Genomic DNA, 26721 nt, shown 5'->3' with positions numbered 1-26721 from the left:
CGGCTTTTGTCGAGGAGGTTTGTCGGAGACGGATTTCTTGGAGATGGAGTGCGCCATTATCGGACCGTCTCGAGCTTCTTCATCCGCTCGAGTACGGCGTCGGCGGTGGGCGAGTTCAGCTGATCGATGACTGCGCCGTCGGCGAGGAACACGACGCGGTCGGCGTAACTGGCCGCGCGTGGATCGTGCGTGACGATGACGACGGTCTGATCGAATTCGTCTGCGGCAGTGCGCAGAATCGACAGCACCTCGCCGGACGAGCGGGAGTCCAGGTTACCGGTGGGCTCGTCGCCGAACACGATGTCGGGTCGGCCTGCCAGAGCGCGGGCGCACGCCACTCGCTGCTGCTGTCCGCCCGAGAGTTCGCTGGGGCGGTGATCGAGGCGGTCGCGCAGGCCGAGTCGGTCGACCACGGTGTCGAGCCATTCTTTGTCCGGCGTGCGGCCGGCGATGTCGAGGGGCAGGGTGATGTTCTCCAGCGCGGTGAGCGTCGGCACCAGGTTGAAGGCCTGGAACACGAATCCGATTCGGTCCCTTCGCAATCCGGTCATCTCCTTGTCGGAGAGCGCCGTCAGCTCGGTGTCGCCGATGGTCACCGTTCCCGAGGATGCGTTGTCCAAGCCGGCCAGGCAGTGCATGAGCGTGGACTTGCCCGAACCCGAGGGGCCCATGATGGCGGTGAATTCTCCGCGAGCGAATTCGACGCTCACCCCGGACAGTGCGTGGACCTGGGTGTCCCCTGATCCGTAGACCTTCGATACGTCGACCGCACGTGCGGCAATGTCGCTCATGGGTGCCAGTGTTCCAGCGTTCCGCGCCCGTCGCTATCAGGGGAGACCCTGAACACCACCCCTATGATGGGCGTCATGCGCATCGGAGCCCACGTCCGCGACAGCAGCGACCCTCTCGGAACGGCCGAGGCGCTCGGCGTCGACCTCGTCCAGATGTTCCTCACCGATCCGCAGAAGTGGAACAAGCTCGAACCACACCCGCAGGGCGAGGCGTTGCTGAACGGCTCGGTCGACGTGGTGGTGCACTCGTCCTATGTCCTCAATGTGGCGAGCTTGAACAATCGGATCCGCATTCCGTCGCGCAAGGCCGTCGTCGAGCAGGCTGCTGCTGCGGCCGAGATCGGGGCCATCGGGCTGGTCGTCCACGGCGGCCACGTCCGTGAGGGTGAGGACACCGCCAAGGGAATCGACAACTGGCGCAAGCTGTTCGAGCGCCAAGCGGAGCAGGGCGGCTTCGGGGTACCGATCTTCGTCGAGAACACCGCGGGCGGAGACTCCGCGATGGCACGCCACTTCGACGACATCGCCCGCCTGTGGGATGCCATCGGCGAGTTCGGTGCCGGCTTCTGCCTGGACACCTGCCATGCCTGGGCCGGCGGAGAGGATCTCGTCGACGTCGTCGACCGAATCAAGGCCATCACCGGACGCATCGATCTGGTGCACCTGAACAACTCACGCGACGAGTTCGACTCGGCCAGGGACCGGCACGCGAACCTCGGCACCGGAACGATCGACGCGGAGATCCTGACCGCCGTCGCCCTGGCGGCCGACGCGCCGGTGATCCTGGAGACCCCGCCCGAAGGTATCGAAGACGACGTCAGGCTGCTGAAGAGCCTGTAGTGCTGAGGGCGAGGTCGTTCACGGCCGACGCCCACAGCCGGATCAGTTCGTCGATGCCCGGCAGATTCGCAGCCCAGGTGATGCGCGCGAGTGCGGTACCCGCACTCGTCACGGTGATCCCGATGTCGATGGCGTGCTCTCGGCTGGGCTCTGCCAGTGCATCCTCGTGCACGATGATCTGTGCTCCCGCGCGTGAGGCCAGCGCGGGATAGTTGCGAGCCAGCGCGTAGTCGCAGCCGCCGTTCGGCACCGAGCCCAGTCGCCTCGAGACCTCGTCGACGAGGTGCTCGCGGTGCGAAGGGACGGCGAGAGCGTCGACGGGAAGCGTGGGCAGCCGGACCGGGTGAACTGCGCCGGTGCTCTCGAGGTCGAGGTCCACCAGCACGCCGGCCGAGGAGCCGCGTCGGTTGTTTCTCTGCCACGTGGACACGGCCGAGCCCAGAGCGGCGAGCAGCAGAATGCGGCGGTGGTGTCGGCCGTCGGGCAGAGTGAACGTCATCGACGTCTGCTCGAGGACTGCGGTGTGTTCGGTGAGCAACGGACGCTCCGCCGGAGTCAGGACGGCCACCCAGTACGGAACCTGTTCGGCCACCTCGGTGCAGAGAGTGCGTCCGAGCTGAGCCGGACTGATCTTCTCGCGGTGCACGAGTCTGAGCGGTGCGAACACGGTCACGGCGACGAACCCCACTTTCGGTGCAGATTGTCCTAGCCTTACCTAACCCTCGCCAGGCTAGCTCGAGCCGTGATCGGACGCCAGGACGCCCCCTGTCGGGATCGGTTCAGTCGGTGACGCGCAGCGCTGGAATGCCGGGAACGACCGGCAATCTTCCTGTCTCGAGCTCGCCGAGTAGGCCCTCCGACCAGGTCAGCAGCCCGGTGACGTCGAGGTGATGTGGTGGGTTGGACTCGAAGCCGACGAGCCGGTCGTGTCCCTGCCGAAGCAGCGAGGCGGCACCGACGCGGTTCCCGCGCATCAGATGGGTCAACCCGACGGCGAGTTGGGCGAGGCCCTGCCACAGCGGACGCTCGTCGGACGGGCAGCTCTTCCAGGTGCCTTCCAGTACCTCGTGCGCATGGAACGGCATGTTCGCGTCCAGGAATTTCTGCGCTTCGACGAGAGCGGCGGTGGGCGGAAGCCGAAGGTCGTCCGGCACCCGCGGGGTTCCGTTTCCACCGCGGGCCATGGGACGCCCAAGACCGTCACGAGGCCTGGCATTGAGGGGTTTACCGTGCGCATCACGTTCGCGTTCGGCCATGGCGGAAACCCTAGTGTGTGGCGGCCCGCACCACCGTGCTCATCGGTGGGAAGTCGAGCGCGCGGTGATGACGCCCAGCGCGATCAGCGCTGCAGCAGAGGTCACGACCATCGTGGTGGCCACGGCGATCGCGTCGTTTCCGAGCACGCCGACGATCGGCGCGACGATGGCACCGAGTCCGAACTGAGCTGCTCCGAGCAGGGCAGCGGCACCGCCTGCGGCCTCACCGTGCCTGGACAGAGCGAGCGCGGGCGCGTTGGGCATCACGAATCCGACGGCCCCGAGCACGAACCACAGTGGGACGACGAAGCCGGCCATGCCGCCGACCCCGGTGATCGCGAGGACCGTCATGACGGCACCCGCGAACACGGCGAAGGACAGCGCTGTCAGCACGATCTGCACCGGTGCGAAGCGTCCGAGCAGAAGGACGTTGAGCTGGGAAGCGCCGATGAGGGAGATGGCACCGGCGGCGAAGACGATGGCGAACTGCTGCTCGTCGAGGCCGAACTCCTCCTGCAGGACGAACGACGACCCGGCGATGTAGGCGAACAGCGAGGCCATCGCCAGTGCGGCGACGAGGACGAGAACGACGAACTGGGCGTCCCGCAGCAGTGAACGGTAGGTGCGCAGTACCGGCATGACGCCGCTGGCGCGGCGACGCTCGGGTGGCAGCGTCTCGCGGAGCGAGACGATGGCAAGAGTCATCAGAGCAACACCCATGATCGCCAGCGCCGCGAACACGAGACGCCATGATCCGACCAGCAGCACGGCACCGCCCAGCGACGGAGCCAGCACGGGAGCGACGCCCATGACCAGCATCAGGCGGGACAGGACGGTCGCGGCGGCACGGCCACTGAACAGGTCGCGCACGATGGCCATCGCGACCACGGCTGCGGCCGCAGCACCCAGACCCTGTACGACGCGAAGGCCGCCGAGAACAGCGATGTTGGGAGCCACGATGCACGCCACGGAGGCCAGGATGTGCACTCCGGTGCCGACGATGAGGGGCAGCCGTCGACCGACGATGTCCGATAGCGGGCCGATGATCAGCTGACCGAGGGCAAGACCGACCAGGGTGCCTGCGAGGGTGAGCTGCACGGCGGACGAGGACGTGTTCAGGTCGTCGGCGATCGCCGGAAGAGCCGGCAGATACATGTCGATGGTCAAGGGGCCGAGCGCGATGAGCGCGCCGAGCACCAGGATCACCCGCAGGCGTTCCTTGGAGGTCGGCTCGGGGGACGTGTTCGTTACCGGTGCTTCGGCTACGGCTGTCTCGGTTGCTGACGTGTTCGGTGCTTGGGCCACCCGAGGTTCAGCAACCGGGGTACTCGTTCTGTTCCCGTTGCTGACTACAACTTTCGTGTTCTAGGCCACGGCCTCGGACAGTACGGTCAGCTTCTCGACTTCCTGGCTGGTCAGAGCCAACGCCGGCGCATCGAGCAGGGCCGGTAGCTGAGATAGCTTGCTTGCACTCGCGATCGGCGCGGTGACTCCCGGTCGGGCCAGCAGCCAGGCCAGCGCGACGCTCGAGATCTCTGCCGAACGGGATTCGGCGATCTCGCGCAGGCCCTGCACCACATCCAGACCGGCATCGGAGAAGTACCCCGTGGTCAGACGTTCGCGCTGCTTCCCGGCCAGGTCCTCGCGGGTGCGGTACTTGCCCGTCAGGAACCCGGCGGCGAGAGAGAAGTACGGGAACACACCGAGGTCGTTCTCGACGGCCAGATGCTGCAGTTCACCCTCGTAATCGCGGCGGGCCACCAGGTTGTAGTGCGGCTGCAGTGCGATCGGTGGCGCGAAACCGTTCTCGTTCGTCAGTTCCAGCCACTCGCGAACGCGTGCAGGCGAGTAGTTCGAGATGGCGACGTGCCGGACCTTGCCTGCTTCGACCAACCCGTCGAATGCGGCGAGGGACTCCACGAGCGGGGTCTTCTCGTCGTCGTAGTGCGCGTAGTAGATGTCGATGTGGTCGGTCTGCAGCCGGCTCAGCGACGCGTCGGCGGCGGCCCGGATGTTGTCCGGGGCCAGTCCGCGGAACTCGGGATGCTGGCTGACCTTGGTGGCGATGACGACGTCGTCCCGGTTTCCGCGGGCTCTGGTCCAGTTGCCGATGACGGTTTCGGATTCGCCGCCGGAGTTGCCGTCGGCGAATGCCGAGTACGAGTCTGCGGTGTCGACGAAGTTGCCTCCGCCCGCGGTGAACGCATCGAGAATCTCGAAGGACGCAGCCTCGTCGCTGGTCCAGCCGAAGGTGTTCCCGCCGAGGGCGAGCGGAAAGATGTCGAGATCGGAACGGCCGATAGCAACCACGAAAAACCCCTTACGTTGGCGTACAACTCGACTGTACGAGCAGTCCGGGGCTCAATGCCAGGTGTGGTCCACCAGAGCGGTTCGCGGACCGAACTTGGGCTTGGTGGCCTTGCCGCTCAAGTACAGCAGCCGAATCGCGCGATGCCGATGCGGGGCCAGAGGCTGCAGATACTCGACCATCTCCGCGTCGTCGATCGATCTACCCAGCAGAGACCAGCCCACCACCGACGCCAGGTGGTAATCGCCCACCGACAATGCGTCGGGATCCCCGAGGGCGCGTTGCGCGGTCTCGGCCGCCGTCCAGACACCGACGCCCGGGATTGCCCGCAGCCTGCGCGCAGCGTCCTCGGGCGTCATTCCCGACGCCTCCTCCAGGCGTCCGGCCGCGCAGGCAGCGCGGACGATGGTCTTCGACCGGGCCGGGTCGACGTTGGCGCGGTGGTAGTCCCAGGACGGAATGCGACGCCACACGTCGGGTGTCGGGAAGACGAACATCGGCTTGGGAGTGGGTCCGGGTGCGCTCTCGCCGAACTTGCTCACCAGGTACCGCCACGAACCGAACGCCGAAATTCCGTGTACGCGTTGTTCGATGATCGCCGGAATCAGGGCCTCGAGTACCAGTCCGGTACGGCCCAGGCGCAGGTGCGGTAGCTGCCGATGGGCTTCCCGGAGAATCGGATGCTCCGGTGCGAAGGTGCCGGCGTCGTCGTCCAGCCCCAGCAGAGCGGGTGCCGCGTCCAACAGCTCGGGTGCGCCGGGGCCCCAGGCTCGAACCTGCGCGCTCGTCGGCGACACCTGCGTCAGGCGGTAGGTCACCGGGCCCGAGCTCATTCGCGACGTGCGCCAGATGCCGCCGTCCGGCGTCGACTCGTAGGTGGGGTCGCCGCGGCCACGGCGCAGCGGCGACACCGACATCCGGACGTCGATGCGTTGCTCGGACGTGACCACGCGGGCCAGCCCGTCGGTACCGGCGTCGTCGGGCATCGGTTCGTCACCTCCGAACGGTCGTGGCCATGCGGACCGAGAAGGTCCCCTTCAGGGCGTCGGTCGGCACTGTTGCAACACCGACGGCAAGATACATAGTGCCTCTCGGAGCGCAGGAGTACCGCACGGACTCTCTCGCCGCCTCTGGCCAGGTCTACAGCGTCAGGAGGATTTTCGTGGCTCGATCGAGTGCCGCATCGTTCGTCGGAGTCGCCTACGCGTTCGTCGTGGCGATGATGGGTACGACCATGCCGACGCCGCTCTACGCGTTGTACGAGGTCGAGTTCGGGTTCTCCGTATTCGTCGTCACGCTGGTGTTCGCGGCGTACGCGGTCGGTGTACTCGCTGCCCTGCTGGCCTTCGGGCGGTGGTCGGATTCGCTCGGTCGTCGTCCGATGCTGTTGGCGGCCATCGGTTTCGGCCTGATCAGTGCCGTGGTGTTCGTGACTGCGGGTTCGCTCACGGCGCTGGTGATCGGGCGGGTGCTGTCCGGACTGTCGGCGGGAATCTTCGTCGGAACCGCGACGGTGACCCTGATCGAACTGGTGCCGGACAAGTGGCGGGATCGTGCCCCGGCCATCGCCACGGCGGCCAATATCGGCGGCCTCGGCCTGGGTCCGCTGGTGGCCGGGTTGCTGGCCGAATACCTTCCGCAACCGCTACGCCTGACCTTCTTCGTCGACATCGGCCTGCTCGCCGTGGCCGCTCTGGCGGTGTTTCTCGCTCCCGAAACCGTTCGGGTCGCAGCAGGGGCGCGCCCGCAGATGCAACGACTGTCCGTACCGGCGGACGTTCGTGGCGCTTTTCTGCGCGCGTCGATCGGTGGTTTCGCCGGCTTCGCGGTGCTCGGCCTGTTCACCGCGGTGTCACCGGGATTCATCGCGGGGGTGCTGCAGATCGACAATCATGCCGTCACCGGGGTCGTGGTGTTCGCGGTCTTCGCGGCATCCGCGACCGCGCAGATCCTGCTGGGCCGGGCCGATCCGACGTCGGCGCAGCGCTGGGGTTGCTTCGTTCTGACGGTCGGGCTGGTGGTCCTGGCGCTGTCGCTGCTCCTGACGTCGCTGCCGGTCCTGGTGATCGCGGCGCTGCTGTGCGGCGTCGGGCAGGGTGTGACGTTCAGCAACGGTATGGCGGCCATCGCCGCTGGGCTTCCGCCGGAACGTCGAGCAGAAGTGACCTCGACGTTCTTCGTGGTGCTGTACGTCGCCATCTCGTTGCCGGTCATCGGGGCCGGGGCTGCGGCGAACGAATGGGGATTGGTGACTGCGGGACTGGTGTTCTCCGCGCTCGTCGCAGCGCTCGCGGCGGTGGCGTTCGTGCTGCTCACCCTCGACGGCAGGAAGGCGAGGGAGTCCCACTACGCCTGACCCGGTTGGCAGTGCGCCGGAATCGAATTCGCACTGCCGCGCAGTCGAGTGCCAAGTACCTCGGTGTTCGTGCGCGAGTCACCCGGAGTTTGTCGGTGCCCCGACGTAGGGTCTGAGACCGTGATCATCGTGAGTACGGACGGCTCGTGTCTGCGTAACCCCGGCGGAGCAATCGGGTGGGCGTGGGTCAACCACACGGGGCCGAGCAACTCCGGCGGTGAGCCCTCGGGCACCAACCAGGTCGCCGAGCTCAGGGCCCTGCTCGAGGCGGTTCTGGCGCACCCGGGCCCCGAGCCGCTGTTGATCGAATCCGACTCGCAGTACGCCATCAAGTGCGCGTCGGAATGGCTCGCGGGCTGGAAGCGCAAGGGCTGGAAAACAGCGGGCGGTACTCCGGTGCGCAACCTGGAGCTGGTGCAGAGCATCGAGCGAGCCATCACCGAACGTGAGGGTCCGGTCCGGTTCCGGTGGGTCCGCGGACACGTCGGCAATCACTTCAACGAAGCGGCCGACGCCTTGGCAGGTGAAGCCGCGCGCGCCGTGGCCGCCGCCGGTACGTCGGCACCGGTAGCGACAACACCGGCTCCGGTAGCTGCTGCTCCTTCCGCTCCGGCACCGGTGACACGGCCCACGTCCGACGACGCGGTCCCGACGCTGTTCTGATCGGGCATCCGGCCCGGACGTGAGAATTGGACAACGGCAGCCGGTAGAATCTGGACATTCCACTCGAATCGGATTCTCTGACACCGGAGGCGTCGAGCGCACTGTGCACTCCATAGCTTTCTTTCGGCCACCCGTGGCCGCTGCTCCGGCCGCTCGTTCTCGCGTGATCGCATGGTGATCACCGCGCTGCTTTCCTTGCTCCTCGGCTTCGTGCTCACCGCCGCGATCATCGCGGCCAACGGATACTTCGTGGCCCAGGAGTTCGCTTACATGTCCGTCGACCGGGCGACGCTGCGTACCGGTGCCGAGAAGGGCGACGCGTCGGCCGAGCGGGCACTGAGGGTCACCAAGCGCACGTCGTTCATGCTGTCGGGCGCGCAGTTGGGCATCACTGTCACCGGTCTGATGGTCGGATACGTGGCCGAGCCGTTCATCGGAGAATCGCTGGGCGAGCTGCTCAGCAGTGCCGGAGTGCCCATCGCGGTGGGTATTTCCATCGGCACGGTTGGCGCTCTCGTGCTCGCTACCGTCGTGCAGATGATCTTCGGCGAGCTGTATCCGAAGAATCTCGCCATCGCCAGTCCCGATCCGCTGTCCCGACGCCTTGCCCGCTCGACGCTCATCTACCTGGCCGCCTTCGGTTGGCTGATCACCTTCTTCGACAAGTCCTCCAACGCGATGCTGCGGCTGCTGCGAGTCGAGCCGGTGCACGACGTGGACAGCAGCGCCACCGCGAAGGATCTCGAGAGCATCATCGAGGATTCCCGCGCGAGCGGGGATCTGACCGAGGACCTGTCGTTGCTGCTCGATCGCATCCTGGACTTTCCCGAGCGCGATGTCGCACACGCGATGATTCCCCGTACTCGGGTGGATGCGGTCACGCCCACCACTGCCATCGGTGAGATGCGGGCGCGGATGGTGCGTGCGCACACCCGGTACCCGGTGATCGGCGACCGTGAGGAGCCGATCGGTGTGGTGCAGCTGGCCGAGGTGATGGCCGCTGCGCCCGACGACACACGGCCGGTCACCGAGATCATGCGGGCACCGCTGATCGTGCCGGAGCTCATGCCACTAGAGGATGCCCTGGAGTTGTTGTCCAGCACCAAGAACGAGTTGGCATGCGTCATCGACGAGTACGGCGGATTCGCCGGGGTGCTCACCATCGAGGATCTCGCCGAGGAATTGGTCGGCGAGATCACCGATGAGCACGACGACGACGAGGACATCGCCGGCGTGCACGATCAGGAAGACGGAGTGTGGCTCATGGACGGCGACGTCCACGTCGACGAGGTCGAACGCACCATCGGTCGCGACATGCTGTTGCCGCGAGGGGACTACGAGACGCTCGCAGGCCTGCTCATCGCGGAGGGCGGGAATCTGCCCGAGGTCGGGGACACCGTTCGTATCGATCTCGCGGTGTTCGGAGCCGATCTGATGGAAGACGAACCGCCGCGTCCGTCCCTGGAAGTCGAGGTGCTCGAGGTGGACCGGCACGTGCCGAGTGAGCTGAGAATCAGACTGCACGAGAACTCGCCGGACGGCAGCGAGCCGTCGTCGGAGTCGGACGAGGACACGGACCGATGAACGCGTGGGTCGTCGTTGCGGTGACGGTACTGCTCATCGCGCTGAGTGCGTTCTTCGTCGTCATCGAGTTCGCGCTGCTCGGTGCCCGTAGGCATCGACTGGAGGAGAAGGCAGGCACGAGCCGATCGGTGCGGGCCGCGCTGCGCGGAATGAACGAGTTGACGATCATGCTGGCAGGCGCGCAGCTCGGCATCACTGCCTGCACCTTCGCCCTCGGTGCCGTCACCAAGCCTGCCGTCGATTCCTGGCTGGGCCCGGTGTTCACCTCGTGGGGGGTTCCGGAATGGTTGGCCGGAACCGCCGCGTTCGCACTGTCGCTGTTGCTCGTGACGTTCCTGCATCTGGTGATCGGCGAGATGGCCCCGAAATCCTGGGCCATCGCGCACCCCGAACTCGCTGCCACCATCATCGGGTTGCCGTCTCGGGCGTTCATCCGACCCTTTCGGCTGTTCCTGGTGTGGGTCAACAAGATCGCCAACACGCTCGTCCAACGGTCGGGAGTGGAGCCGGTCGAGAATGCTGCGGTCGGCGGCCGCGACGCCGAGACCATCCGCAACCTCGTCGAGTACTCGTCGCAGGTCGGCGTATTGGAACCGGAACTGCAAACCCAGATCACCCGGGTGATCGAACTCGAGACGCTGACCGTCGAGAAGATCACGGTGCCCGACTCCAAGGCGACGTCGGTTCCGCACGGTGCCACGGTGTCCGACGTGCAGGCCGCGGCGCTGCGGTCCGGTCACCTGCGGGTACTGCTCACCGACAGCGCAGGCGCGACGCCCGGTGTCGTGCACGTGCGTGACACGCTGCTGGCAGCCGCCGAAGAACCCGCCGCCGACTACGCACGGGAGGCCTACTCGGTCGACGGAGCGACACCGGTGTACGAGTTGTTACGGCAGATGCGCAACCGCAGCGTTCAGCTCGCGGTTGTCGAGACCGAGGGACAGTTCCTCGGCATCGTCACGCTCACCGACGTCATCAAACGGGTACTGCCCACGGCTCGTGCTGCACAGCAGGACAATTCAGCCGCGCGGTTGCATCCGACTGTTGGGTAGCGCAGGTGCGTGCAGTCGAGATCCCGGATACCCCTCGACGGTGCCGAACTGCTCGCTGCCCCGCTCGTAGGCGGCTCGATACTCGACGACGTCCTCGTGGCTGCGACCGACGAAGTTCCACCACATGACGATCTGCTCCCCGAACGGCGGTCCACCGAGCAGCAGCATCCGCACCGGCTCTCGGGTCGGATTGTGCAGATCGAGCGTCGAATCGCCCGGTTCGCGATAGCCGAGTTCGGCTGCGGCGAGGACGGTCTCGTCCATCGTCACGGTGCCCTGATCGACGATGACGCCGTGCTCGAACGTCGGGTCGACGTCGAGGGTGACGCGGGCCCCGGCGTCGAGCACGATCTCGACTCCGAGGAGTGGGGTGAACGTGGCCACCGGCGAGGTCTCTCCTAGCAGTGAGCCGAGAAATACTCGCGCGGTCAGCCCCTGGCTCGTGTGAGTCCGCGGCACGTAGTGCTCGAAAGTCGGTGCGGTGAAGCGGGAGCGAGCCGGAAGTGCCACCCACAGTTGCATGCCGTGCAGAATTTCGGTCTCCGGGGTGGATGTCTCGGAGTGACTGATGCCGTAGCCGGCCGTCATCAGATTGAGCTCTCCGGGACGCACCATGGCATGCGATCCGACGCTGTCGCGATGCTCGATCTCCCCGGAGAACAGCCAGCTGACGGTCTGGAGTCCGGTGTGCGGATGCGGCGGTACGTCCATCGACGACGTGTCGGGGCCGTAGTGGTCGGCGAAGCACCACGCGCCGATCAGTGAACGCTGTCGCTGGGGGAGCGTGCGCCGGACCTTCAGTGCGCGAGGACCGCCGAGGGGAACCTCGCGTGGGGTGAGAATCTCGATGGTCATTCGATGCCTGCCTGTGTTCTCGGAGCTCGCTGCTTCACGCGTTCACCTCGTACAACCGGATGTGGACGCGGGCTGTTCCGGACATGCTGGATCCGTCGCTACACGCGATTTTCGACGACGGTGCGAACCACGGAACCCAGGTCGGATCGATGGGCATCGAGGGTCCCGGTGATGTCGTCGCCGTTGAAATCGTAGTGATTCGCTGCTGTGAAAGGCATGGTCACAGGCTATTCCTCGGGTCGACGAAAAACTTCGAAAGAATTTCTCATCCGGAACCCATCCACCTTGCGAGGTGCTGCGAATGCCCAATGAGACACCCGCTACTGCTGTCGCCCCCGACCGCCGTCAGTAGTGGGTGTCTCCCTTTTTTTGTGGAGCGCAGGTGTCCACATCGGTTGGGCAGGTGACCGTGGAGCGCTGCGCAGGCTGGGCGAGACCGGATCAGGAAATTTCGGGCGAGCCGAAACTATGATCGGTACGCTTTCGGGCCTGGGCAGTTCGTTTCACAAGGGAGCCCCATGCAAGAAGACTCTCGATCGCCCGTATCGCGGCACGGCGAGCGATCGAATGCGTCCCTACGACCACGTTCGAGGCAGGTGCACAGCGCGACCAGGAGTCGCCACCGCAAACGGTCGACCACCATCTCGTCACCGAGGTCGAACTCGAGCGTCACCGTTCCACCGCTCGGTCCGCAACCCAGTGCGGCTCAGGTCATCCGCCATTGGTTCGCTGCTCCACACGATTTCGACTGGATTTTCGTGCACAAGTCGACTCGTCCGCTGCACAGATTGATCCGAGTCGTGTTCGCGAGCTGCGTGGCTTTGTACGCGGCCGTGTCGATCCTGATGTTGGCGTCGCCGAACGGGCCGACGGGATCGGGGCCTGTTGCCTACGTACTTTTCATCCTGGTTCTGCAATTCGCTGTGATCGTGTGGTTGCTGGTCGGGCCGCTGCCGGATCGTAAGTGGCAGGTGGTCGCGTTCCTGGTGTTCGGTGACGTCGGGCTCACGTCGGTGATTCTTCTCGATGTACCCACGTCGGCGCTGATCGGCACGTTCCTCTTCGCGCTGACAGGGTCGATGTGCACCTTCTTTCTCGGACCGAGGCTGCTCGTCGCACACCTGGTGTTCGCCAATCTGGTGATCGGCTACATCGGGGCGGCCGCGTACGTACAGGGTTTGTGGGGTCCGTGGGATGCGATCGCCGCAGTCCTCGTCGCCGGAGGTGCGACGTCGGGTGTCCCGATCTTCGCCCAGATCGCCTGGTCGTTGGTGTGCGAGGATGCACGGCAGTCCGAGATCGATCCGCTGACACGGATGAAGAACAGGCGCGGACTGCAGAACGCCGTCGAGGATCTGTGGTCGGTCGCTCGCGGTGAGCGGTTGGCATTCGTTCTCGTTCTGGTCGACATCGATCGGTTCAAGAGCGTCAACGATCGCTACGGTCACGATCAGGGTGATGCCGTCATCGTGCTCGTTGCCGACCGTCTCCACGGTCACCTCGGGAAGTCGGGCGTGGTGGCGAGAACCGGGGGCGAGGAGTTCGTGGCCGTCCTCGTCGGCGAGGCAGAACAACTGTGTGAACTGGTACTCGAGGTGAGTGGCACTCTGACGGATTGCTCGGATCCGATACCGGTGACAGTGAGCGCAGGCGCAGTCGTGATCGCTCCTGATTCCGACGCGTGGACATCAGGGGTCGACGTGGTCAACGACGTCACGCGCGCGGCGGACTCTCTCATGTACCGGGCGAAGGCGGACGGCGGAAATCGAACGGTGCTCGAGACGATGTAGGGCCCAACTCACTGAGCCTGCTGACCAATCGATCGGTGTCAAGACCCGAACATCCGACGGCGAATTCATCCAGCGGGACGAGGGCGTGGAAGTCGACCCGCACATCACGGTCGTAGGCGACGTCCACGAGATTCGCGAACCGTTGCGCGGCGAACTCGTCGACAGTCGACAGCGGGGGCACCTCGGTGACGGTCAGGCTGGCTGTCTCCTCGAACAGCCGAAGGTAGTCGCCCGTCGAGCGAGCGGCGCAGCAGAGATCGGCAAACGTCCGACCTTCGATGCCAGACTCGAGGATCCAACTTCCCGACGCGAATCGCGACCCACTGGTGCCGGCTGCGCGGTAATCGACGGGACCGTCGACACAGATCACTTCGAGATTCCTCTTCATCTTCTCGATCGTCGGAACGAAGGTCGGGTGGTACAGCGGATTGGGCAGCAGGTCGTCGGGGGCGTAGTTGGAGGTGACGACCAGAGCGACCCCGCGGGCGAAGAGGGCGTCGAGCAAGCGCGTGATGAGCCGGGCGTCGCCGATGTCGTGGACGTGGAACTCGTCGAAGCACAGCAGTTCGGCTTGCAGTCCGGTGTCGTCCGTCGAGAGGACGTCGTCGATGGCACCGTCGATCGAGAAGCCGTGGCGAAAGTACGCGGCGTGCAGGTCGCGAAAGAAGCTGTGAAAGTGGACGCGCTTCTTCGCCGTGGTCTCGGCTCCGGCGAAGTAGGCGTCGAGCAGCCAGGTCTTGCCGCGGCCGACCGGACCCCACAGGTAGACGCCGACGGCACCGGGGGTCGAGAGCGCGTCGGCGGCTGCGGCTTGGGCGTCGTCGAGGGTGAAGTGGGTCTCGAAGTTGTCTCGCGGTGCGCTCGGCCTCATGACCGAACCGTACGCCGCCATCCTCTACTTTTGTAGAGCGGGTGTGTAGGGTCACGATCATGGATCGCCGAACCGCCATCGCAGATGCGGCGCTCGAAGTCATCGCCCGCGACGGCCTGCGTGCACTGACGCATCGGGCGATCGATTCGGCGCTGGACTACCCGGCAGGGTCGACGTCCTACTACTTTCGCACCAAGTCCGATCTGTTGGCTGCAGTGGCCGCACGCCTCGTCGAGCGTTCGCACGCGTCGTTCATGGAAACAGCCGGCGACGAGAGTGATGTCGCCACGGTCGTCGCGCGCTATCTCCACGATGCGCTCACTCATCGAATGATCGAGCTTCGGGCCCGCTACGCTTTGATGCTCGATCCTGCTGTTGCGCAGGATGTTCGGGATGTGCTGGCTGGATCGTTCTTCTCGCTCGACAGGGCGCGGGAGCTGTTCGACGACCCGGCTCATGGAGGTGGCCTGGTCTCGCTCTGTGAGGGCTTGATCGCCGACGTGGTGTTCGGCCGTCGCACTTCGAAAGATGTTGCAACGCTGCGAATACCGATCTCCGTCTACCTGCAGGGTACCGGGAGTTCACTGCGAGGGACCCGGGTGGACACCGACCCTCCGTAGCCTCGGCCAGCATGCGATTCTGTCGGTTCTTGCCCCTGGTGTGCGTTCCTCTCGCGGTGTTGACGGGGTGCGGAACGGACACGGCAGCGGACCCGACCCCGCTCGGCTCGTTCGATCTGCAAGCGCACCGCGGCGGACTCGGCTTGGTCACCGAGAGCACCATCGAATCGTTCACCAACGCACTGCAACTCGGGGTGAGCACCCTAGAATTGGATACTCAGATCACCGAGGACGGCATCGCGATCGTCACCCACGACCGCAAGGTCTCGGACAGCAAGTGCGTCGATACCGGTGCGCTCACACCGGGGGACCCCGAGTTTCCGTACGTCGGGAAGTTCGTGAACACGCTGACACTCGCGCAGATTCGCACCCTCGACTGCGGAGCCCTACCTTTCGCGGACTACCCGGAGCAACGACGCGTGGCCGGTGCTCGAATGCCGACCCTCACCGAGGTGTTGGATCTGGTGAAGTCGGCCGAAGCACCGGATGTGAAGCTGAACGTCGAAACCAAGGTCGAGGCCGGCAGCCCCACCGAAACCGCTCCGCGCGAGCAGTTCGTCGACACGGTTCTGGCGACCATCCGCGACACAGACATGCTGGACCGGGTCACAGTGCAGAGCTTCGACTGGGGCGCACTGAAACTGGTCCGTTACACCGCGCCTGAGGTGCCGGTGGTGGCGCTGACCAACGGCGACTTCCTGCAGGTGGGCCAGGATGGTGCGTCTCCCTGGCTGGGCGGAATCGACGTCGACGATTTCGGTGGAGATGCGATTGCCGCGATCGATTCGTTCGGAGCGTCGGCGTACTCGCCCGTGCAGGGGACCCCGCAGAGCGGGAAGGTCGGCGACCCCGACTTCGAGCTCTACGTCACCCAGGACATGGTGGACTCCGCGCACGAGCGCGGAATACGAGTGATCCCGTGGACCGTCGACGATCCCGACACCATGCGCGCGCTGATGGATATGGGCGTCGACGGACTGATCACCGATTACCCGGACCGATTGCGCACCGTCATGAGCGAACGCGGACTGGCATTGCCCGCGCCCGCCCTGTGACGATTCCCCGTCAGAACGGGTAGCCGACTCCGGTCAACTTCTCGCTGGCGTCCCACAGCTTCGCAGCAAGAGCGGGGTCCTGTGCGGTCTTGGTCATGCTCGCCGGGCCCGGCTTACCGCGCGTCTCGAACAAGGACTTGGGGCCGCTGTACGTGCCGCCACCCGCAACATCGATCGCGTAGAGCGTGGGACGTGCTCCGGCACTGGCAGATTGCGAAAAGAACTTCAGTCCGATCGGAGCCAGAGTGGACAGTATCTTGTTGCTGCCCAGACCGTCTGGGCTCGAGTACAGCTCGGTGGCCGAGATTCCTGGGTGCGCGGCATTGCTGGTGATCTTCAGCCCGGCCTTGTCGATCCGGCGCTGGAGTTCGAGCGCGAACAGGATGTTCGCAAGCTTGGAGTTCGCGTACCCACGCTGGGGGTTGTACCCGCGTTCGAGCTGAAGATTGTCGAAATCGAGCTTGGGGCCCTGCCGGTGCGCGACGGAAGCGATGGTGGTGATCTTGGCGTCCGCAGCGAGCTTGGGGAACAGCAGGCCGGTCAGGGCGAAGTGGCCGAGATGATTGGTGCCGAGCTGGAGCTCGAACCCGTCCGCCGTCTCGGTCCGCAACGCAGGCATCATGACGCCGGCGTTGTTGATCAGCACGTCGATCGACTCCGGTGCCGACGCGGCGTACTCACGAACCGAGGCCAGGTCGGCGAGATTCAGGGTGGCGGTGTCGACGGTTCCGTTGGGTGCCTCCGCCGAAATTTTGGCCGCAGCGGCATCGGCCTTGTCCTTGTTGCGGCACGCGAGCGTCACGTGGTCGCCTCGCTTCGCCAACTCCAAGGCGGTGTAGTAGCCGATACCGGTGTTCGCACCGGTGATGACAACGCGTCTCTGCTTGGTTTCGGGCACGCCGCCAGGCTACCGGTCTGTTTTAGACTTTGCCCGTGAGTAGAGCAGAAGCCGACGAACATGCGGAGTTTCCTAAGGGCACCGGAAATCCCGCGTCTCGGGCATTCCGCGCGGCGGGATACCGGTGCCTGGACGATCTCGCCGGGGTCCCCGCGGCCGAGCTGAAGACACTGCACGGTGTCGGTCCGAAATCGCTGGCAGTCATCCAGGCAGCACTGGAGCAGACCGGTCGATCGCTGGGTTGACACCCAGGCCTGGGCCGTTACCCGAGATTGTTCGCCGCAGCGACAACCGCATTCAGTGACGAGGCGACCACGGACCCGTCGATCCCCACTCCCCACGCCGACTTCCCGCCCCGACGAACCTCGACGTACGTCGCTGCCCCACTGTTCGAGCCGTGTTCTCGGGTCGTTCCGCAGGCTCCATTACTGTCCCCGATGGAGTGCTGAGACAGACCGAGTACCTCGACTCCCAGAATCTGCGCCAATGCGTCGACCGGCCAGGTTCCGACGGCGCTGTGGTGATGCTCGCCGTCGTCGTCGGCGAGGGTGACCGACAGGGTGGAGTCCGCATCTATCGACCACGCCACCAGTGCGACGGCCGGTGCGAATGTAGTTGTCCTCGAACAGAGTCCAGATCTCCTTCGAGCTGATCTCGGTGCCCGTCGAGTCGGTGTCGTGCTGGACCACCCGGGCGAAGTCGATCTGCAACCTGCGGGCGAGCTCCAGGCCGTGGTCCACCGACAGCAGATACGCGATCCCGCCCTTTCCGGATTGGCTGTTCACTCGGATGACTGCGTCGTAGTCGCGTCCCACGTCGGCAGGATCGATCGGCAGGTACGGCACTGCCCCACGCGGCACCGAGCCTGACGTGGACCTGCACGAAGCCCTGTTCGACGCCATCGCGGCGGGAGACCGGGTCGCTGCGGTCTCGGTGGCGCGCGAGCACCTGGGGTGAGCTACTGCTGCGGTCGATCGAGAAGCGCGATGAGCTTTTTCGGGGCTCGATCGCAGTAACTCTCGGTGATCAGCTCGCCGAGTTCCGCCCGGTCCACGGACTCGTCGAGCAGCATGCCGATGATCTGGGGACCCCATCGGGGCGCGAAGAACCCGGCGCGGGCGGAGAGTGCGTCGAGTTCGATTCCGCTGGAACGGAAGACAAGGACGTGCGCCGGGCCGTCGGTGCCGACGGCCTTGGCGAATGCAGGTGGGGTGCCGTCGAGAATTTCGAGAACGTGGGCGAAGGTGCGCCCGCGAATCCGCCAGCGCGTCCCGACCCATGCCTGCTCCTCGTAGGTCTCGGGCAGGGCCAGGCATATCCGTCGGACTGCGGCTTCCCAGTTCGTCCTCTCGTGCGACATACCGCGCTACAGTATTTCAGCGAGCGGGCAGGCGGGCGAAAAGCACTCCGGAAGGCACGGTCGATGTCGGAACTCGAGTACGACGAGGTGGTGACCTCGCTGCGTGCTGCCGGGTGTGTATTCGCCGAGGAGGAAGCCGGCATCCTCGTCGAGTCCGCGTCCACTCCGGCCAAGCTGCAAGAGATGCTCACACGCCGCGTCGCCGGCGAACCGCTCGAGCACGTTGTCGGGTGGGTGTCGTTCTGTGGTCGACGCATCGCCGTCGAACCGGGCGTGTTCGTTCCGCGACGCCGCACCGAATTTCTCGTCGAATGTGCTGCAGCGTTGCGCCCTTCGGTGCTGCTCGACCTGTGCTGCGGTTCCGGAGCGATAGGTCTGTCGGTCGAGGGTCTCACCGAATTGCACGCCGCCGATATCGACGCCGCGGCGGTCGCGTGTGCCAGGCGCAACCTCGATGCCGACGGGGGCGCGGTGCCGGTCGGTCACGTGCACCGCGGCGACCTGTACGACGCACTGCCGCCGGAACTGCACGGCAGATTCGACGCGATCGTTGTCAACGCTCCCTACGTCCCGACCGGCGACATCGGGCTGATGCCACGAGAGGCGCGGATCCACGAGCCGCACATCGCGCTCGACGGCGGTACGGACGGTGCCGGGATTCATCGTCGCGTCGCCGTCGGCGCGCCGGAATGGCTGGCCCCAGGCGGGCATCTCCTCGTCGAAACCAGTGCAGCACTGATGCATTCGACGCTGCAGACCGTGGTCGAGGCAGGATTCGCAGCCAGTATCAGCGAGTCCGAGATGTTCGACGCCGTCGTGGTGATCGGTTCGATCGGCCAGCAGTGATCGACCGGGTGTTTCGATCGTGGGTCTTCGTGGCATTCCCCGGGGCATGACTACTTTGCTGTTTGCGGTAACCGCTGCCGATCACTGGACCTTGAACGACGGAAGCAAGCACCCCACCGGATACTGGGCCGAGGAGCTCGTCGAGTCCCATCGCACGTTCGTCGATGCCGGCTGGGACATCACGGTCGCCACGCCTGGCGGTAGGGCTCCGGTCGTCGACCAGGGCAGCCTCGCGGTCGACGCCAACGGCGGCGACGAAGAGAAGGTAGCGGACCAGAAGAGCTACCTCGCCTCTATCGAGTCGATCCTGTCCTCGCCCGCAAAGCTGGAGGAGCAGAAGGCGTCGGACTTCGACGTCGTCTTCGTTCCCGGCGGTCACGGCCCGATGGAGGACCTCGCCGTCTCCGAGAGCTTCGGTGCCCTGGTTGTCGACTTCCTCGACTCGAACAAGGTGGTGTCCGCGGTGTGCCACGCACCGGCCGCTCTCCTCCCTGCCGTCCGCAGTGACGGGACCTGGGCGTTCGACGGATACGAGCTCACCGGATTCACCGACGAGGAAGAGACCCAGGCCGGTCTCGCCGAGAAGGCCCCGTGGCTGCTCGAGACCCGGCTGCGCGAGAACGGCGCGAAGTTCGATTCCGCCGATGCCTGGGCACCCAACGTCGTCGTCGACCGCAACCTCTACACGGGTCAGAACCCGGCGTCGACGCGTCCTCTCGCCGAGAAGCTGGTCAGCGCGCTGAAGTAGCAGGTCTGGACGGTCGGCGTTCAGCCCACGGAGAACAGCGGACACCGACGGGAACAGCACTACTGCTTTCGAAGTTGAGCCCCAATAGCTCAATCTTTTGGAGGAGAAGTGACCGAAACCGTTCGTGTCCCCGTGCTTTTTCTGACCGACCCGATCGTCCTGCCCGGAATGGTGGTGCCCGTCGAGCTCGACGAGGCTGCGCGCGCCGCCGTCGACGCGGCGAAGGCGAGCAACGATGACACGTTGCTCGTCGCGCCGCGTCTCGAAGATCGCTATGCCGCGTACGGCGTCCTCGCCACGATCGTGCAGATGGGACGCCTGGCCGACGGCCGTCCGGCCGCGGTCATCAAGGCCGGCCGCCGCGCCCACATAGGCCACGGCGTCAGCGGGCCGGGCGCTGCCCTCTGGGTGGAAGCCGACCCCGTACCGGACGAGGCCGCAGGCGATGACCTCAAAGCCCTTGCTGCCGAATACAAGCAGCTAGTCGTGGCGATGTTGCAACGCCGCGACGCATGGCAGGTGATCGACTCGGTCAACAAGCTCACCGATCCGGCCGCGATCGCCGATACCGCCGGCTACGCGTCGTATCTCACCGACGTGCAGAAGCGGGACCTTCTCGAAACACCGGACGTGGCAACGCGTCTGACCTCGCTCATCGAGTGGACCAGGGCCCATCTCGCCGAGGTCGAGGTCAACGACAAGATCTCCGGTGATGTCCGCGAGGGCATGGAGAAGACCCAGAAAGAATTCCTGCTTCGGCAGCAGTTGGCAGCCATCCGCAAGGAGCTCGGCGAGGACGAGCCCGACGGTGCCGACGACTACCGCGGCCGCGTCGAGGCTGCGGACCTGCCCGAGAAGGTGCGCGAACAGGCGTTGCGTGAGGTCGGCAAACTGGAACGGGCCAGCGATCAGAGCCCGGAGTCGGGCTGGATCCGCACGTGGCTCGACACCGTGCTCGATCTGCCGTGGAACAACACCACCACCGACAACAACGACATCGATTCTGCACGTGCGGTTCTCGACGCCGACCACCACGGACTCGACGACGTGAAGGATCGGATCGTCGAGTACCTGGCCGTTCGGGCGCGTCGCTCCGAACGTGGTCTGCAGTCGGTCGGTGGGCGTGGGTCCGGTGCCGTCATGGTGCTCGCGGGCCCGCCCGGAGTCGGCAAGACCTCGCTCGGTGAGTCGGTGGCCCGTGCGCTCGGTCGGAAGTTCGTGCGCGTCGCCCTCGGTGGCGTCCGCGACGAGGCCGAGATCCGCGGGCACCGTCGTACGTACGTCGGTGCGTTGCCGGGCCGGATCGTGCGGGCCATCGGTGAGGCGGGATCGATGAATCCCGTTGTCCTGCTGGACGAGATCGATAAGGTCGGCTCGGACTATCGCGGCGACCCCAGCGCCGCTCTGCTCGAGGTGCTGGACCCGGCGCAGAATCACACGTTTCGTGATCACTACCTCGATCTGGATCTCGACCTGTCCGACGTGGTGTTCCTCGCCACCGCCAACGTGATCGACCAGATTCCCGGCCCGTTGCTCGACCGGATGGAACTGGTGACCATCGACGGCTACACCGAGGACGACAAGGTCGTCATCGCCCGCAACTACCTGCTCCCTCGTCAGATGGACAGGGCGGCAATCACATCCGAGGAGGTGACGGTCACCGACGCCGCGCTGCGCACGATCGCGGCCGAGTACACCCGCGAGCCGGGAGTGCGCCAGCTCGAACGCCTGCTGGCCAAGGCGCTGCGCAAGGTCGCGACGAAGTTGGTGGGCACCACCGAGGTTCTGTCCATCGACGAGCCGGACCTGGTGACCTACCTCGGTCGTCCGCGCTTCACTCCCGAGGCGCACGAGCGCACCGAAGTGCCGGGTGTGGCAACGGGTCTGGCGGTCACCGGACTCGGCGGCGATGTGCTGTTCATCGAGGCTGCGTCGACCGAAGGCGATCCGGGTCTCAAGCTCACCGGTCAACTCGGCGACGTGATGAAGGAGTCCGCGCAGATCGCACTGTCCTACGTGCGCTCGCACGCAGCACGATTCGGCGTCACGCAGGAATCTCTCGACCGCAGCATCCACGTGCACGTTCCGGCGGGCGCGGTGCCGAAGGACGGTCCGTCGGCGGGTGTGACGATGGTGACGGCCCTGGTGTCGATGGCCACCGGACGGCCGGTGCGCTCGGATGTCGGCATGACCGGTGAGGTCACGCTGAACGGTCGGGTGCTGCCGATCGGCGGGGTGAAGCAGAAGTTGCTGGCTGCGCAGCGTGCGGGCCTGACGACGGTGTTCATACCGGCGCGCAACGAACCGGATCTGGACGATGTGCCCGCAGAGGTGTTGGAGGCGTTGGATGTTCGCCCGATGACCGACGTCGCCGACATCATCGCGCTCGCCCTGGAGCCGACGGCCGCAACCGTGGCGGCGTGAGTTCGGTGCAGTCGAGGTCGGTAAGGGGATCCGCACTTGACCTCGACCTATGTCGAGGTTCTACGTTGGTGACATGAGGTTGATGACATGAGCATGGAGATGACCGCCTGGAACCAGATGTATCGCACGATGAACAGGCCGGACACTCAGTCGTCGTTCTCTAAGGTGACGGCCCGCAGGATCCTGACGTTCGCTGCGCCGCATCGCCGTGCCCTCGGTGGGTTCCTGGTGCTCAGCGTGGCCCTGGCCGTTCTTGCCGTGGCCACGCCGGTGTTGGCCGGCCGGGTGGTCAACGCCATCGTCGACGGGCGCGAGCTGCGAGTGGTGGTGTGGCTCGCCGTGGCGATCGCGGCCATCGCTCTGGTGGACGCCGTGGTCGGTCTGATCAATCGGTGGCTCTCGTCGAACATCGGTGAGAGCTTGATCCTGGATCTGCGGACCGCGGTGTTCGATCACGTGCAGCGCATGCCGATCGCGTTCTTCACCCGAACCCGCACCGGTGCGCTGGTGAGTCGACTCAACAACGACGTCATCGGAGCGCAACGCGCATTCAGCACCACGCTGTCCGGGGTCGTCAGCAACCTGGTGACGCTGGCGCTGACCCTGGTGGTGATGATCGGGATCTCCTGGCAGATCACGCTTCTGGCATTGATTCTGCTTCCGGTGTTCGTGCTTCCCGCTCGCCGGATGGGTCGACGCCTCGCGCGGTTGCAACGTGAAGCGGCAGCGCACAATTCGGCGATGAGTACGCAGATGACCGAACGATTCTCGGCACCGGGAGCAACACTGGTGAAACTGTTCGGTCATCCCGAACAGGAATCGGTCGAGTTCGCGGTGCGCGCCAAGCGCGTCCGAGACATCGGTGTACGCAGCGCCATGGTGCAGACGGTGTTCGTGACGGCGCTGACTCTCGTCTCGGCACTGGCCCTGGCTGTGGTGTACGGACTGGGCGGCTTCTACGCCCTGCGGGGGACGCTCGACCCGGGTTCGGTTGTTGCGCTGTCTCTTCTGCTGGCTCGCCTGTATTCCCCGCTGACTGCGCTGGCAAGTGCTCGGGTGGAGATCATGAGCGCACTGGTCAGCTTCGAGCGGGTCTTCGAGGTTCTCGATCTGGTTCCACTCATCGCAGACAAGCCGGACGCACGGACTCTGCCGCCGGGGCCGGTGGCCGTCGAGCTCGACGACGTTCGGTTCGCGTACCCGTCGGCGGACAAGGTCTCGCTCGCCTCACTCGAGGAGGTCGCGACCCTGGATTCGCGAGGGGGAGAGGAAGTGCTGCACGGCGTCTCGTTCCGAGCCGAACCCGGCCAGATGGTCGCGCTGGTCGGTACGTCCGGTGCGGGCAAGTCCACGATCGCGCAATTGATCGCACGGCTGTACGACGTCGACGGCGGTGCGGTTCGACTCGGAGGAGTCGACGTGCGAGACCTGACGGCCGAATCCGTCCGCGGCACAGTGGGAATGGTGACCCAGGACGGTCACCTGTTCCACGAGAGCATCCGGTCGAATCTGTTGTTGCCTCGGCCCGAGGCAACCGACGTCGAACTGTGGGATGCGCTGTCGAGGGCGCGGCTGGCCGACCTCGTGCGATCGCTGCCCGACGGCCTGGACACCGTTGTCGGCGAGCGAGGGTACCGACTCTCCGGTGGTGAGCGTCAGCGCCTGACGATCGCCCGGTTGCTGATCGCGCAGCCACGAGTCGTCATTCTCGACGAGGCAACGGCTTCACTGGATTCGACGTCCGAGGCCGCCGTGCAGGCTGCGTTGGCCGAGGCCTTGGAAGGAAAGACGTCGGTGGTCATCGCGCACCGGCTCTCGACCATCAGGGCAGCCGATGTGATCCTGGTGATCGAGGACGGGCGAGTCGCCGAGCGGGGCACGCACGACGAGCTCCTCGCAGCGGGAGGCCGTTACGAGGAGCTGCATCGGACGCAGTTCGCACAAACCGGCTAAGCGTCCGGGACCACCGTGGACGGGTCGTCGTCGGTCGCCGCTGCGAGCATCGGGGTGAATCCGTCGATGGCGTAGTCCAGGGAGAGCGGACTCGAATATCCCAGGGCCGAGGGCAGATCGGTGCTGAACGAGCCGATGTAGACGGTTCGATCCTGCTCGACGACGTCGAGTGCGGCGATGATCGGGTTGGCCTGCAGTTGCTCGCGGCTCTGGCCGGCGATGACGAGGACGTCGGTGTCGAGTCGGTCGAGATTTTCGGGACTGATGGTCTCGGAGGCGTCGGGAATCTCGAAGCCGAGGTCGGTGAAGAACAGGGCGCGGATGTCGTCCCTGCCGAGCAGCAGGTAGCTGCCGTCGTCCATGACGAACGCGAGAGACAGTGACTTGCCGGTGAACTGAGGATTCTCGGCCTCGGTGTCGGCGAACTTCTGCTCGAGCGTAGCCGTCTGGTCCTGTGCTTCCTGCTGCTTGCCGAGTGCTTCGCCGACGACGGCGAACTCCTGCTGCCACGTCGCGGCGGGCACGTTCTCGTAGCCGCCGATGTCGGCGATCGTCGGGGCCATCCCGGAGAGCTGGTCGTACTGGCCCTGGTCGATGAAGGAGTACGGGCCGAGGATCAGGTCGGGTGCCTGCGCGGCGATCTGCTCGAGGTTGAGATCGGTGCTGCCGACCTCGGGAATCTCGGTACCGCCCAACGCTTCCTGGGCCCATGGGCGCTGCCGGTAGTCGTAGCTGAGGTTGCCGCGGGTCGCGACGGGCTTGACGCCCAGCGCGAGGGCGAAGTCCTGCTCGTTGAACCCGATCGTCACGACGCGGGTGGGCTCGGTGTCGATGACCGTCTCACCGAACCGGTGATCGACGGTGACCGGGAATCCGTCGGCGCTCCCGGAGTTACCGGTGGGTTCGGGCTCGTCGGTGGACGAGCAGCCGACGGCCAGCGCCAGAACCGAGGCACCGGCGACGACGAGCTGGACAGACTTCTTCATGGGGTCTCCTCGCAACGGAACTTAGCGAGGTTAGCCTAACCGACTCATCGAAGCGTCGATCACGTGCCGGGGTCGGACGTCCCGATCAGCAGGTGGACGTCGCCGGTACACCTGCGAATCGCTGGTCGATCCATTCGAGTGCCTGCGGAAGACCGAGCACTGCAGCAGTCAGGTGATCGTTGCTGGGCACCTTCACCTCGGTCACCAGTACTCCGGCGCGGCAGTACCGGGCAATCGTGTTGTCGATGGCGCTGACCGGGATCAACGCATCGGAGGGGCTGTGCCACTCGAAATACGGTGCCTTCGGTACGCCGGGGTACAGCTCGACGCTGTTGTCGTTGACGGCGGCGATCGCTTCCGGGCTGCTGATCAGATCCAGCGTGCCAGCGACCTCCATGGCGCTCTTGCCTGCGCCTGCCGCGATGATGTCGTTGGTGCACCCGTTCTGGATCTGGCTCTCGATCTGCTTGCCGAGCGGGTTGAGTTGAGAGCTGATCGGGATGCGGGTGGGGTACTCGCGCTCGATTCCGAGCGCGGCAGCGAACGCCAGACCGAACATGGGGTGCGGGGCGAAACCGAGATCGCGGGCCATGCGCTCGAGGTTCATCGGAGCACCACCGTTCGCGCTGCCGACGATGTTCAGCTCGGGTGCGTAGTCGTTCTGAAGCGCAGCTGCCCATGCGGTGGCCATTCCACCACCGGAGTAGCCGGCCAACGCGACCGGGCTCTGCTGAACCTGGATGGGATCGAAGCGCTGAGTGGCGCGAATGCTGTCCAGCACGATTTGTCCGCCGAGCCTGGCGGCGCCGTAGGCGCTGTTGGGTCCGAGGTGATCGGCGATGACGACGGTCCAGCCGCGCTGCAGTACTGCATTCAGTGCGGGTGCTTCACGAATCTGGAGATTGGGGTCGTTCGTCCACAGCGCTTGTGAAGGTGCACATTCGAGACCGAGAGCATTGATGATGTGTTGGTAGGAAAGCACCGGCCCGTTGGGTGCTTTGTTTTGCGGAACCAACACGGTATTTATTGCGGCGATGGGATCGCCGGCCGAATTTGTGGAGCGGAAATTCAGCTGCCACACGTCGACGCCGAAGAATCCTGGGGGCGGGGGCATCGGGCGGCTCGAGATCACGTCGCCCGGTGCGAGCGCATCGAGATCCACAGGCGGAGAGTAGAAACCATCGGCGATAGGCGTCGGATACAACGGCGCTGCAACTGCCTGACCTGCGCCGACGAGTGACGAACACAGGACTGCAACTGCCGTCATGCTGACAGCGCCTGCCAACTTGAGAACCCGCATGTGGTAAACCCCTCCGTGCCTGAACCGAAGCGACGAGCGCTGCAGTGATCTGGCAAGCCCCCATAGAGCCGGCCCGCAAACCGTTATAGCTGACGACTCGTGACTTGTTACGCTCCCCCGGAAACGATGTGCGCCACGGTACGCATCCGCTCATTTTATGGCAAC

At 65.5% G+C, this 26721-nt stretch carries 27 protein-coding genes; 14 read left to right on the top strand and 13 right to left on the bottom strand.

The features are described 5' to 3' along the window. Window positions 1-56 precede the first annotated feature (56 nt). On the bottom strand, window positions 57-791 hold the full coding sequence (locus tag CH291_RS08570) for an ABC transporter ATP-binding protein (RefSeq protein WP_068048639.1): 735 nt from the start codon (window positions 789-791) through the stop codon (window positions 57-59). A gap of 75 nt (window positions 792-866) precedes the next feature. Between CH291_RS08570 and CH291_RS08565 the strand changes: the two genes are divergently transcribed. After that, entirely contained in the window at window positions 867-1631 is a 765-nt protein-coding gene (locus CH291_RS08565; protein WP_068048648.1) for a deoxyribonuclease IV, read from the top strand. Here the strand turns inward: CH291_RS08565 and CH291_RS08560 are convergent. The 5 genes from CH291_RS08560 to CH291_RS08540 all read right to left on the bottom strand — a co-directional run bounded on the left by CH291_RS08560 (window position 1609) and on the right by CH291_RS08540 (window position 6181). Further along, a complete protein-coding gene (locus CH291_RS08560) occupies window positions 1609-2304 on the bottom strand; it encodes a hypothetical protein (protein WP_143545903.1) in 696 nt (231 codons plus the stop codon). The two genes, CH291_RS08565 and CH291_RS08560, sit on opposite strands and share 23 nt — an antisense overlap. 106 nt (window positions 2305-2410) lie before the next feature. Then, window positions 2411-2887 carry a DUF309 domain-containing protein gene (locus tag CH291_RS08555; RefSeq protein WP_094687209.1) on the bottom strand — a complete coding sequence of 159 codons (477 nt, stop codon included), beginning with the start codon at window positions 2885-2887 and terminating at the stop codon, window positions 2411-2413. 39 nt (window positions 2888-2926) lie between these two features. Next, entirely contained in the window at window positions 2927-4192 is a 1266-nt protein-coding gene (locus tag CH291_RS08550) for a multidrug effflux MFS transporter (RefSeq protein ID WP_373455119.1), read from the bottom strand. A 60-nt stretch (window positions 4193-4252) separates the two neighbouring features. Then, entirely contained in the window at window positions 4253-5197 is a 945-nt protein-coding gene (locus CH291_RS08545; protein ID WP_094687208.1) for an aldo/keto reductase, read from the bottom strand. A gap of 51 nt (window positions 5198-5248) precedes the next feature. Then, on the bottom strand, window positions 5249-6181 hold the full coding sequence (locus CH291_RS08540; RefSeq protein WP_094687207.1) for a DNA-3-methyladenine glycosylase family protein: 933 nt from the start codon (window positions 6179-6181) through the stop codon (window positions 5249-5251). A gap of 176 nt (window positions 6182-6357) precedes the next feature. Here CH291_RS08540 and CH291_RS08535 point away from each other — a divergent pair, with 176 nt between their 5' ends. The 4 genes from CH291_RS08535 (at window position 6358) to CH291_RS08520 (ending at window position 10850) form a co-directional block, all read left to right on the top strand. Further along, the gene (locus CH291_RS08535; RefSeq protein WP_094687303.1) at window positions 6358-7551 is read left to right on the top strand and encodes an MFS transporter; all 1194 of its coding nucleotides are present in this window, start codon (window positions 6358-6360) and stop codon (window positions 7549-7551) included. A 120-nt stretch (window positions 7552-7671) separates the two neighbouring features. Continuing rightward, complete coding sequence (locus CH291_RS08530; protein ID WP_068048646.1) at window positions 7672-8214, top strand: ribonuclease H family protein; 543 nt, start codon at window positions 7672-7674, stop codon at window positions 8212-8214. A gap of 174 nt (window positions 8215-8388) precedes the next feature. Then, window positions 8389-9798, top strand: coding sequence for a hemolysin family protein (locus CH291_RS08525; RefSeq protein ID WP_094687302.1), 1410 nt, complete (start codon window positions 8389-8391; stop codon window positions 9796-9798). Continuing rightward, window positions 9795-10850 (top strand): CNNM domain-containing protein, encoded by a 1056-nt coding sequence (locus CH291_RS08520; RefSeq protein WP_094687206.1) that lies wholly within the window; start codon window positions 9795-9797, stop codon window positions 10848-10850. Before CH291_RS08525 ends, CH291_RS08520 begins: the two co-directional genes overlap by 4 nt. Here the strand turns inward: CH291_RS08520 and CH291_RS08515 are convergent. Beyond that, window positions 10818-11705: a pirin family protein gene (locus CH291_RS08515; protein WP_094687205.1), complete on the bottom strand. Its 888-nt coding sequence runs from the start codon at window positions 11703-11705 to the stop codon at window positions 10818-10820. The genes CH291_RS08520 and CH291_RS08515 overlap by 33 nt on opposite strands. A gap of 815 nt (window positions 11706-12520) precedes the next feature. Between CH291_RS08515 and CH291_RS08510 the strand changes: the two genes are divergently transcribed. After that, window positions 12521-13495, top strand: coding sequence for a GGDEF domain-containing protein (locus CH291_RS08510; RefSeq protein ID WP_176460336.1), 975 nt, complete (start codon window positions 12521-12523; stop codon window positions 13493-13495). Here the strand turns inward: CH291_RS08510 and zapE are convergent. Then, on the bottom strand, window positions 13440-14366 hold the full coding sequence (zapE, locus tag CH291_RS08505) for a cell division protein ZapE (RefSeq protein ID WP_094687301.1): 927 nt from the start codon (window positions 14364-14366) through the stop codon (window positions 13440-13442). The two genes, CH291_RS08510 and zapE, sit on opposite strands and share 56 nt — an antisense overlap. A gap of 59 nt (window positions 14367-14425) precedes the next feature. Here zapE and CH291_RS08500 point away from each other — a divergent pair, with 59 nt between their 5' ends. Together CH291_RS08500 and CH291_RS08495 are read left to right on the top strand one after the other, a co-directional pair. Next, window positions 14426-14986: a TetR/AcrR family transcriptional regulator gene (locus CH291_RS08500; RefSeq protein ID WP_094687204.1), complete on the top strand. Its 561-nt coding sequence runs from the start codon at window positions 14426-14428 to the stop codon at window positions 14984-14986. 11 nt (window positions 14987-14997) lie between these two features. After that, on the top strand, window positions 14998-16041 hold the full coding sequence (locus CH291_RS08495) for a glycerophosphodiester phosphodiesterase family protein (RefSeq protein ID WP_094687203.1): 1044 nt from the start codon (window positions 14998-15000) through the stop codon (window positions 16039-16041). 10 nt (window positions 16042-16051) lie between these two features. On the opposite strand, the gene CH291_RS08490 is transcribed toward CH291_RS08495, so the two are convergent. After that, a complete protein-coding gene (locus CH291_RS08490) occupies window positions 16052-16939 on the bottom strand; it encodes an oxidoreductase (RefSeq protein ID WP_094687202.1) in 888 nt (295 codons plus the stop codon). A gap of 35 nt (window positions 16940-16974) precedes the next feature. Between CH291_RS08490 and CH291_RS08485 the strand changes: the two genes are divergently transcribed. After that, the gene (locus CH291_RS08485; RefSeq protein WP_068048660.1) at window positions 16975-17184 is read left to right on the top strand and encodes a DNA-binding protein; all 210 of its coding nucleotides are present in this window, start codon (window positions 16975-16977) and stop codon (window positions 17182-17184) included. 17 nt (window positions 17185-17201) lie between these two features. Here CH291_RS08485 and CH291_RS08480 read toward each other — a convergent pair whose 3' ends face one another. Beyond that, complete coding sequence (locus CH291_RS08480) at window positions 17202-17528, bottom strand: alpha-isopropylmalate synthase regulatory domain-containing protein (protein ID WP_179276483.1); 327 nt, start codon at window positions 17526-17528, stop codon at window positions 17202-17204. 239 nt (window positions 17529-17767) lie between these two features. Here CH291_RS08480 and CH291_RS27385 point away from each other — a divergent pair, with 239 nt between their 5' ends. Then, window positions 17768-17896, top strand: a complete 129-nt coding sequence (locus CH291_RS27385) for an FCD domain-containing protein (RefSeq protein WP_143536550.1) — start codon at window positions 17768-17770, stop codon at window positions 17894-17896. A 1-nt stretch (window position 17897) separates the two neighbouring features. Here CH291_RS27385 and CH291_RS08470 read toward each other — a convergent pair whose 3' ends face one another. Then, window positions 17898-18299: an MmcQ/YjbR family DNA-binding protein gene (locus tag CH291_RS08470; RefSeq protein WP_068048665.1), complete on the bottom strand. Its 402-nt coding sequence runs from the start codon at window positions 18297-18299 to the stop codon at window positions 17898-17900. A 63-nt stretch (window positions 18300-18362) separates the two neighbouring features. On the opposite strand from CH291_RS08470, the gene CH291_RS08465 reads away from it, so the two are divergent. The 4 genes from CH291_RS08465 (at window position 18363) to CH291_RS08450 (ending at window position 24270) form a co-directional block, all read left to right on the top strand. Next, the gene (locus tag CH291_RS08465; protein ID WP_094687200.1) at window positions 18363-19145 is read left to right on the top strand and encodes a putative protein N(5)-glutamine methyltransferase; all 783 of its coding nucleotides are present in this window, start codon (window positions 18363-18365) and stop codon (window positions 19143-19145) included. A gap of 46 nt (window positions 19146-19191) precedes the next feature. Beyond that, complete coding sequence (locus CH291_RS08460; RefSeq protein ID WP_094687199.1) at window positions 19192-19893, top strand: type 1 glutamine amidotransferase domain-containing protein; 702 nt, start codon at window positions 19192-19194, stop codon at window positions 19891-19893. 108 nt (window positions 19894-20001) lie between these two features. Next, on the top strand, window positions 20002-22317 hold the full coding sequence (gene lon, locus CH291_RS08455) for an endopeptidase La (protein WP_094687198.1): 2316 nt from the start codon (window positions 20002-20004) through the stop codon (window positions 22315-22317). A gap of 87 nt (window positions 22318-22404) precedes the next feature. Next, on the top strand, window positions 22405-24270 hold the full coding sequence (locus CH291_RS08450) for an ABC transporter ATP-binding protein (protein ID WP_094669323.1): 1866 nt from the start codon (window positions 22405-22407) through the stop codon (window positions 24268-24270). On the opposite strand, the gene CH291_RS08445 is transcribed toward CH291_RS08450, so the two are convergent. Continuing rightward, window positions 24267-25256: an iron-siderophore ABC transporter substrate-binding protein gene (locus CH291_RS08445; protein ID WP_094640559.1), complete on the bottom strand. Its 990-nt coding sequence runs from the start codon at window positions 25254-25256 to the stop codon at window positions 24267-24269. The two genes, CH291_RS08450 and CH291_RS08445, sit on opposite strands and share 4 nt — an antisense overlap. A gap of 85 nt (window positions 25257-25341) precedes the next feature. Next, a complete protein-coding gene (locus CH291_RS08440) occupies window positions 25342-26556 on the bottom strand; it encodes a lipase family protein (RefSeq protein WP_068048673.1) in 1215 nt (404 codons plus the stop codon). Window positions 26557-26721: the final 165 nt, after the last annotated feature.

The sequence above is a fragment of the Rhodococcus sp. 14-1411-2a genome, from assembly GCF_002259485.1.
In the GTDB taxonomy this organism is placed as follows: Bacteria; Actinomycetota; Actinomycetes; order Mycobacteriales; family Mycobacteriaceae; genus Rhodococcoides.
This window is presented reverse-complemented; position numbering and strand designations above follow the sequence as displayed.

What these genes read in the sequence shown, in the direction of transcription:
- CH291_RS08570 (WP_068048639.1), bottom strand. Translation starts at nt 791, where the DNA reads ATGAGCGACATTGCCGCACGTGCGGTCGACGTATCGAAGGTCTACGGA.
- CH291_RS08565 (WP_068048648.1), top strand. Translation starts at nt 867, where the DNA reads ATGCGCATCGGAGCCCACGTCCGCGACAGCAGCGACCCTCTCGGAACG.
- CH291_RS08555 (WP_094687209.1), bottom strand. Translation starts at nt 2,887, where the DNA reads ATGGCCGAACGCGAACGTGATGCGCACGGTAAACCCCTCAATGCCAGG.
- CH291_RS08540 (WP_094687207.1), bottom strand. Translation starts at nt 6,181, where the DNA reads ATGCCCGACGACGCCGGTACCGACGGGCTGGCCCGCGTGGTCACGTCC.
- CH291_RS08520 (WP_094687206.1), top strand. Translation starts at nt 9,795, where the DNA reads ATGAACGCGTGGGTCGTCGTTGCGGTGACGGTACTGCTCATCGCGCTG.
- CH291_RS08515 (WP_094687205.1), bottom strand. Translation starts at nt 11,705, where the DNA reads ATGACCATCGAGATTCTCACCCCACGCGAGGTTCCCCTCGGCGGTCCT.
- zapE (WP_094687301.1), bottom strand. Translation starts at nt 14,366, where the DNA reads ATGAGGCCGAGCGCACCGCGAGACAACTTCGAGACCCACTTCACCCTC.
- CH291_RS08500 (WP_094687204.1), top strand. Translation starts at nt 14,426, where the DNA reads ATGGATCGCCGAACCGCCATCGCAGATGCGGCGCTCGAAGTCATCGCC.
- CH291_RS08495 (WP_094687203.1), top strand. Translation starts at nt 14,998, where the DNA reads ATGCGATTCTGTCGGTTCTTGCCCCTGGTGTGCGTTCCTCTCGCGGTG.
- CH291_RS08470 (WP_068048665.1), bottom strand. Translation starts at nt 18,299, where the DNA reads ATGTCGCACGAGAGGACGAACTGGGAAGCCGCAGTCCGACGGATATGC.
- CH291_RS08465 (WP_094687200.1), top strand. Translation starts at nt 18,363, where the DNA reads ATGTCGGAACTCGAGTACGACGAGGTGGTGACCTCGCTGCGTGCTGCC.
- CH291_RS08460 (WP_094687199.1), top strand. Translation starts at nt 19,192, where the DNA reads ATGACTACTTTGCTGTTTGCGGTAACCGCTGCCGATCACTGGACCTTG.
- CH291_RS08450 (WP_094669323.1), top strand. Translation starts at nt 22,405, where the DNA reads ATGAGCATGGAGATGACCGCCTGGAACCAGATGTATCGCACGATGAAC.
- CH291_RS08445 (WP_094640559.1), bottom strand. Translation starts at nt 25,256, where the DNA reads ATGAAGAAGTCTGTCCAGCTCGTCGTCGCCGGTGCCTCGGTTCTGGCG.
- CH291_RS08440 (WP_068048673.1), bottom strand. Translation starts at nt 26,556, where the DNA reads ATGCGGGTTCTCAAGTTGGCAGGCGCTGTCAGCATGACGGCAGTTGCA.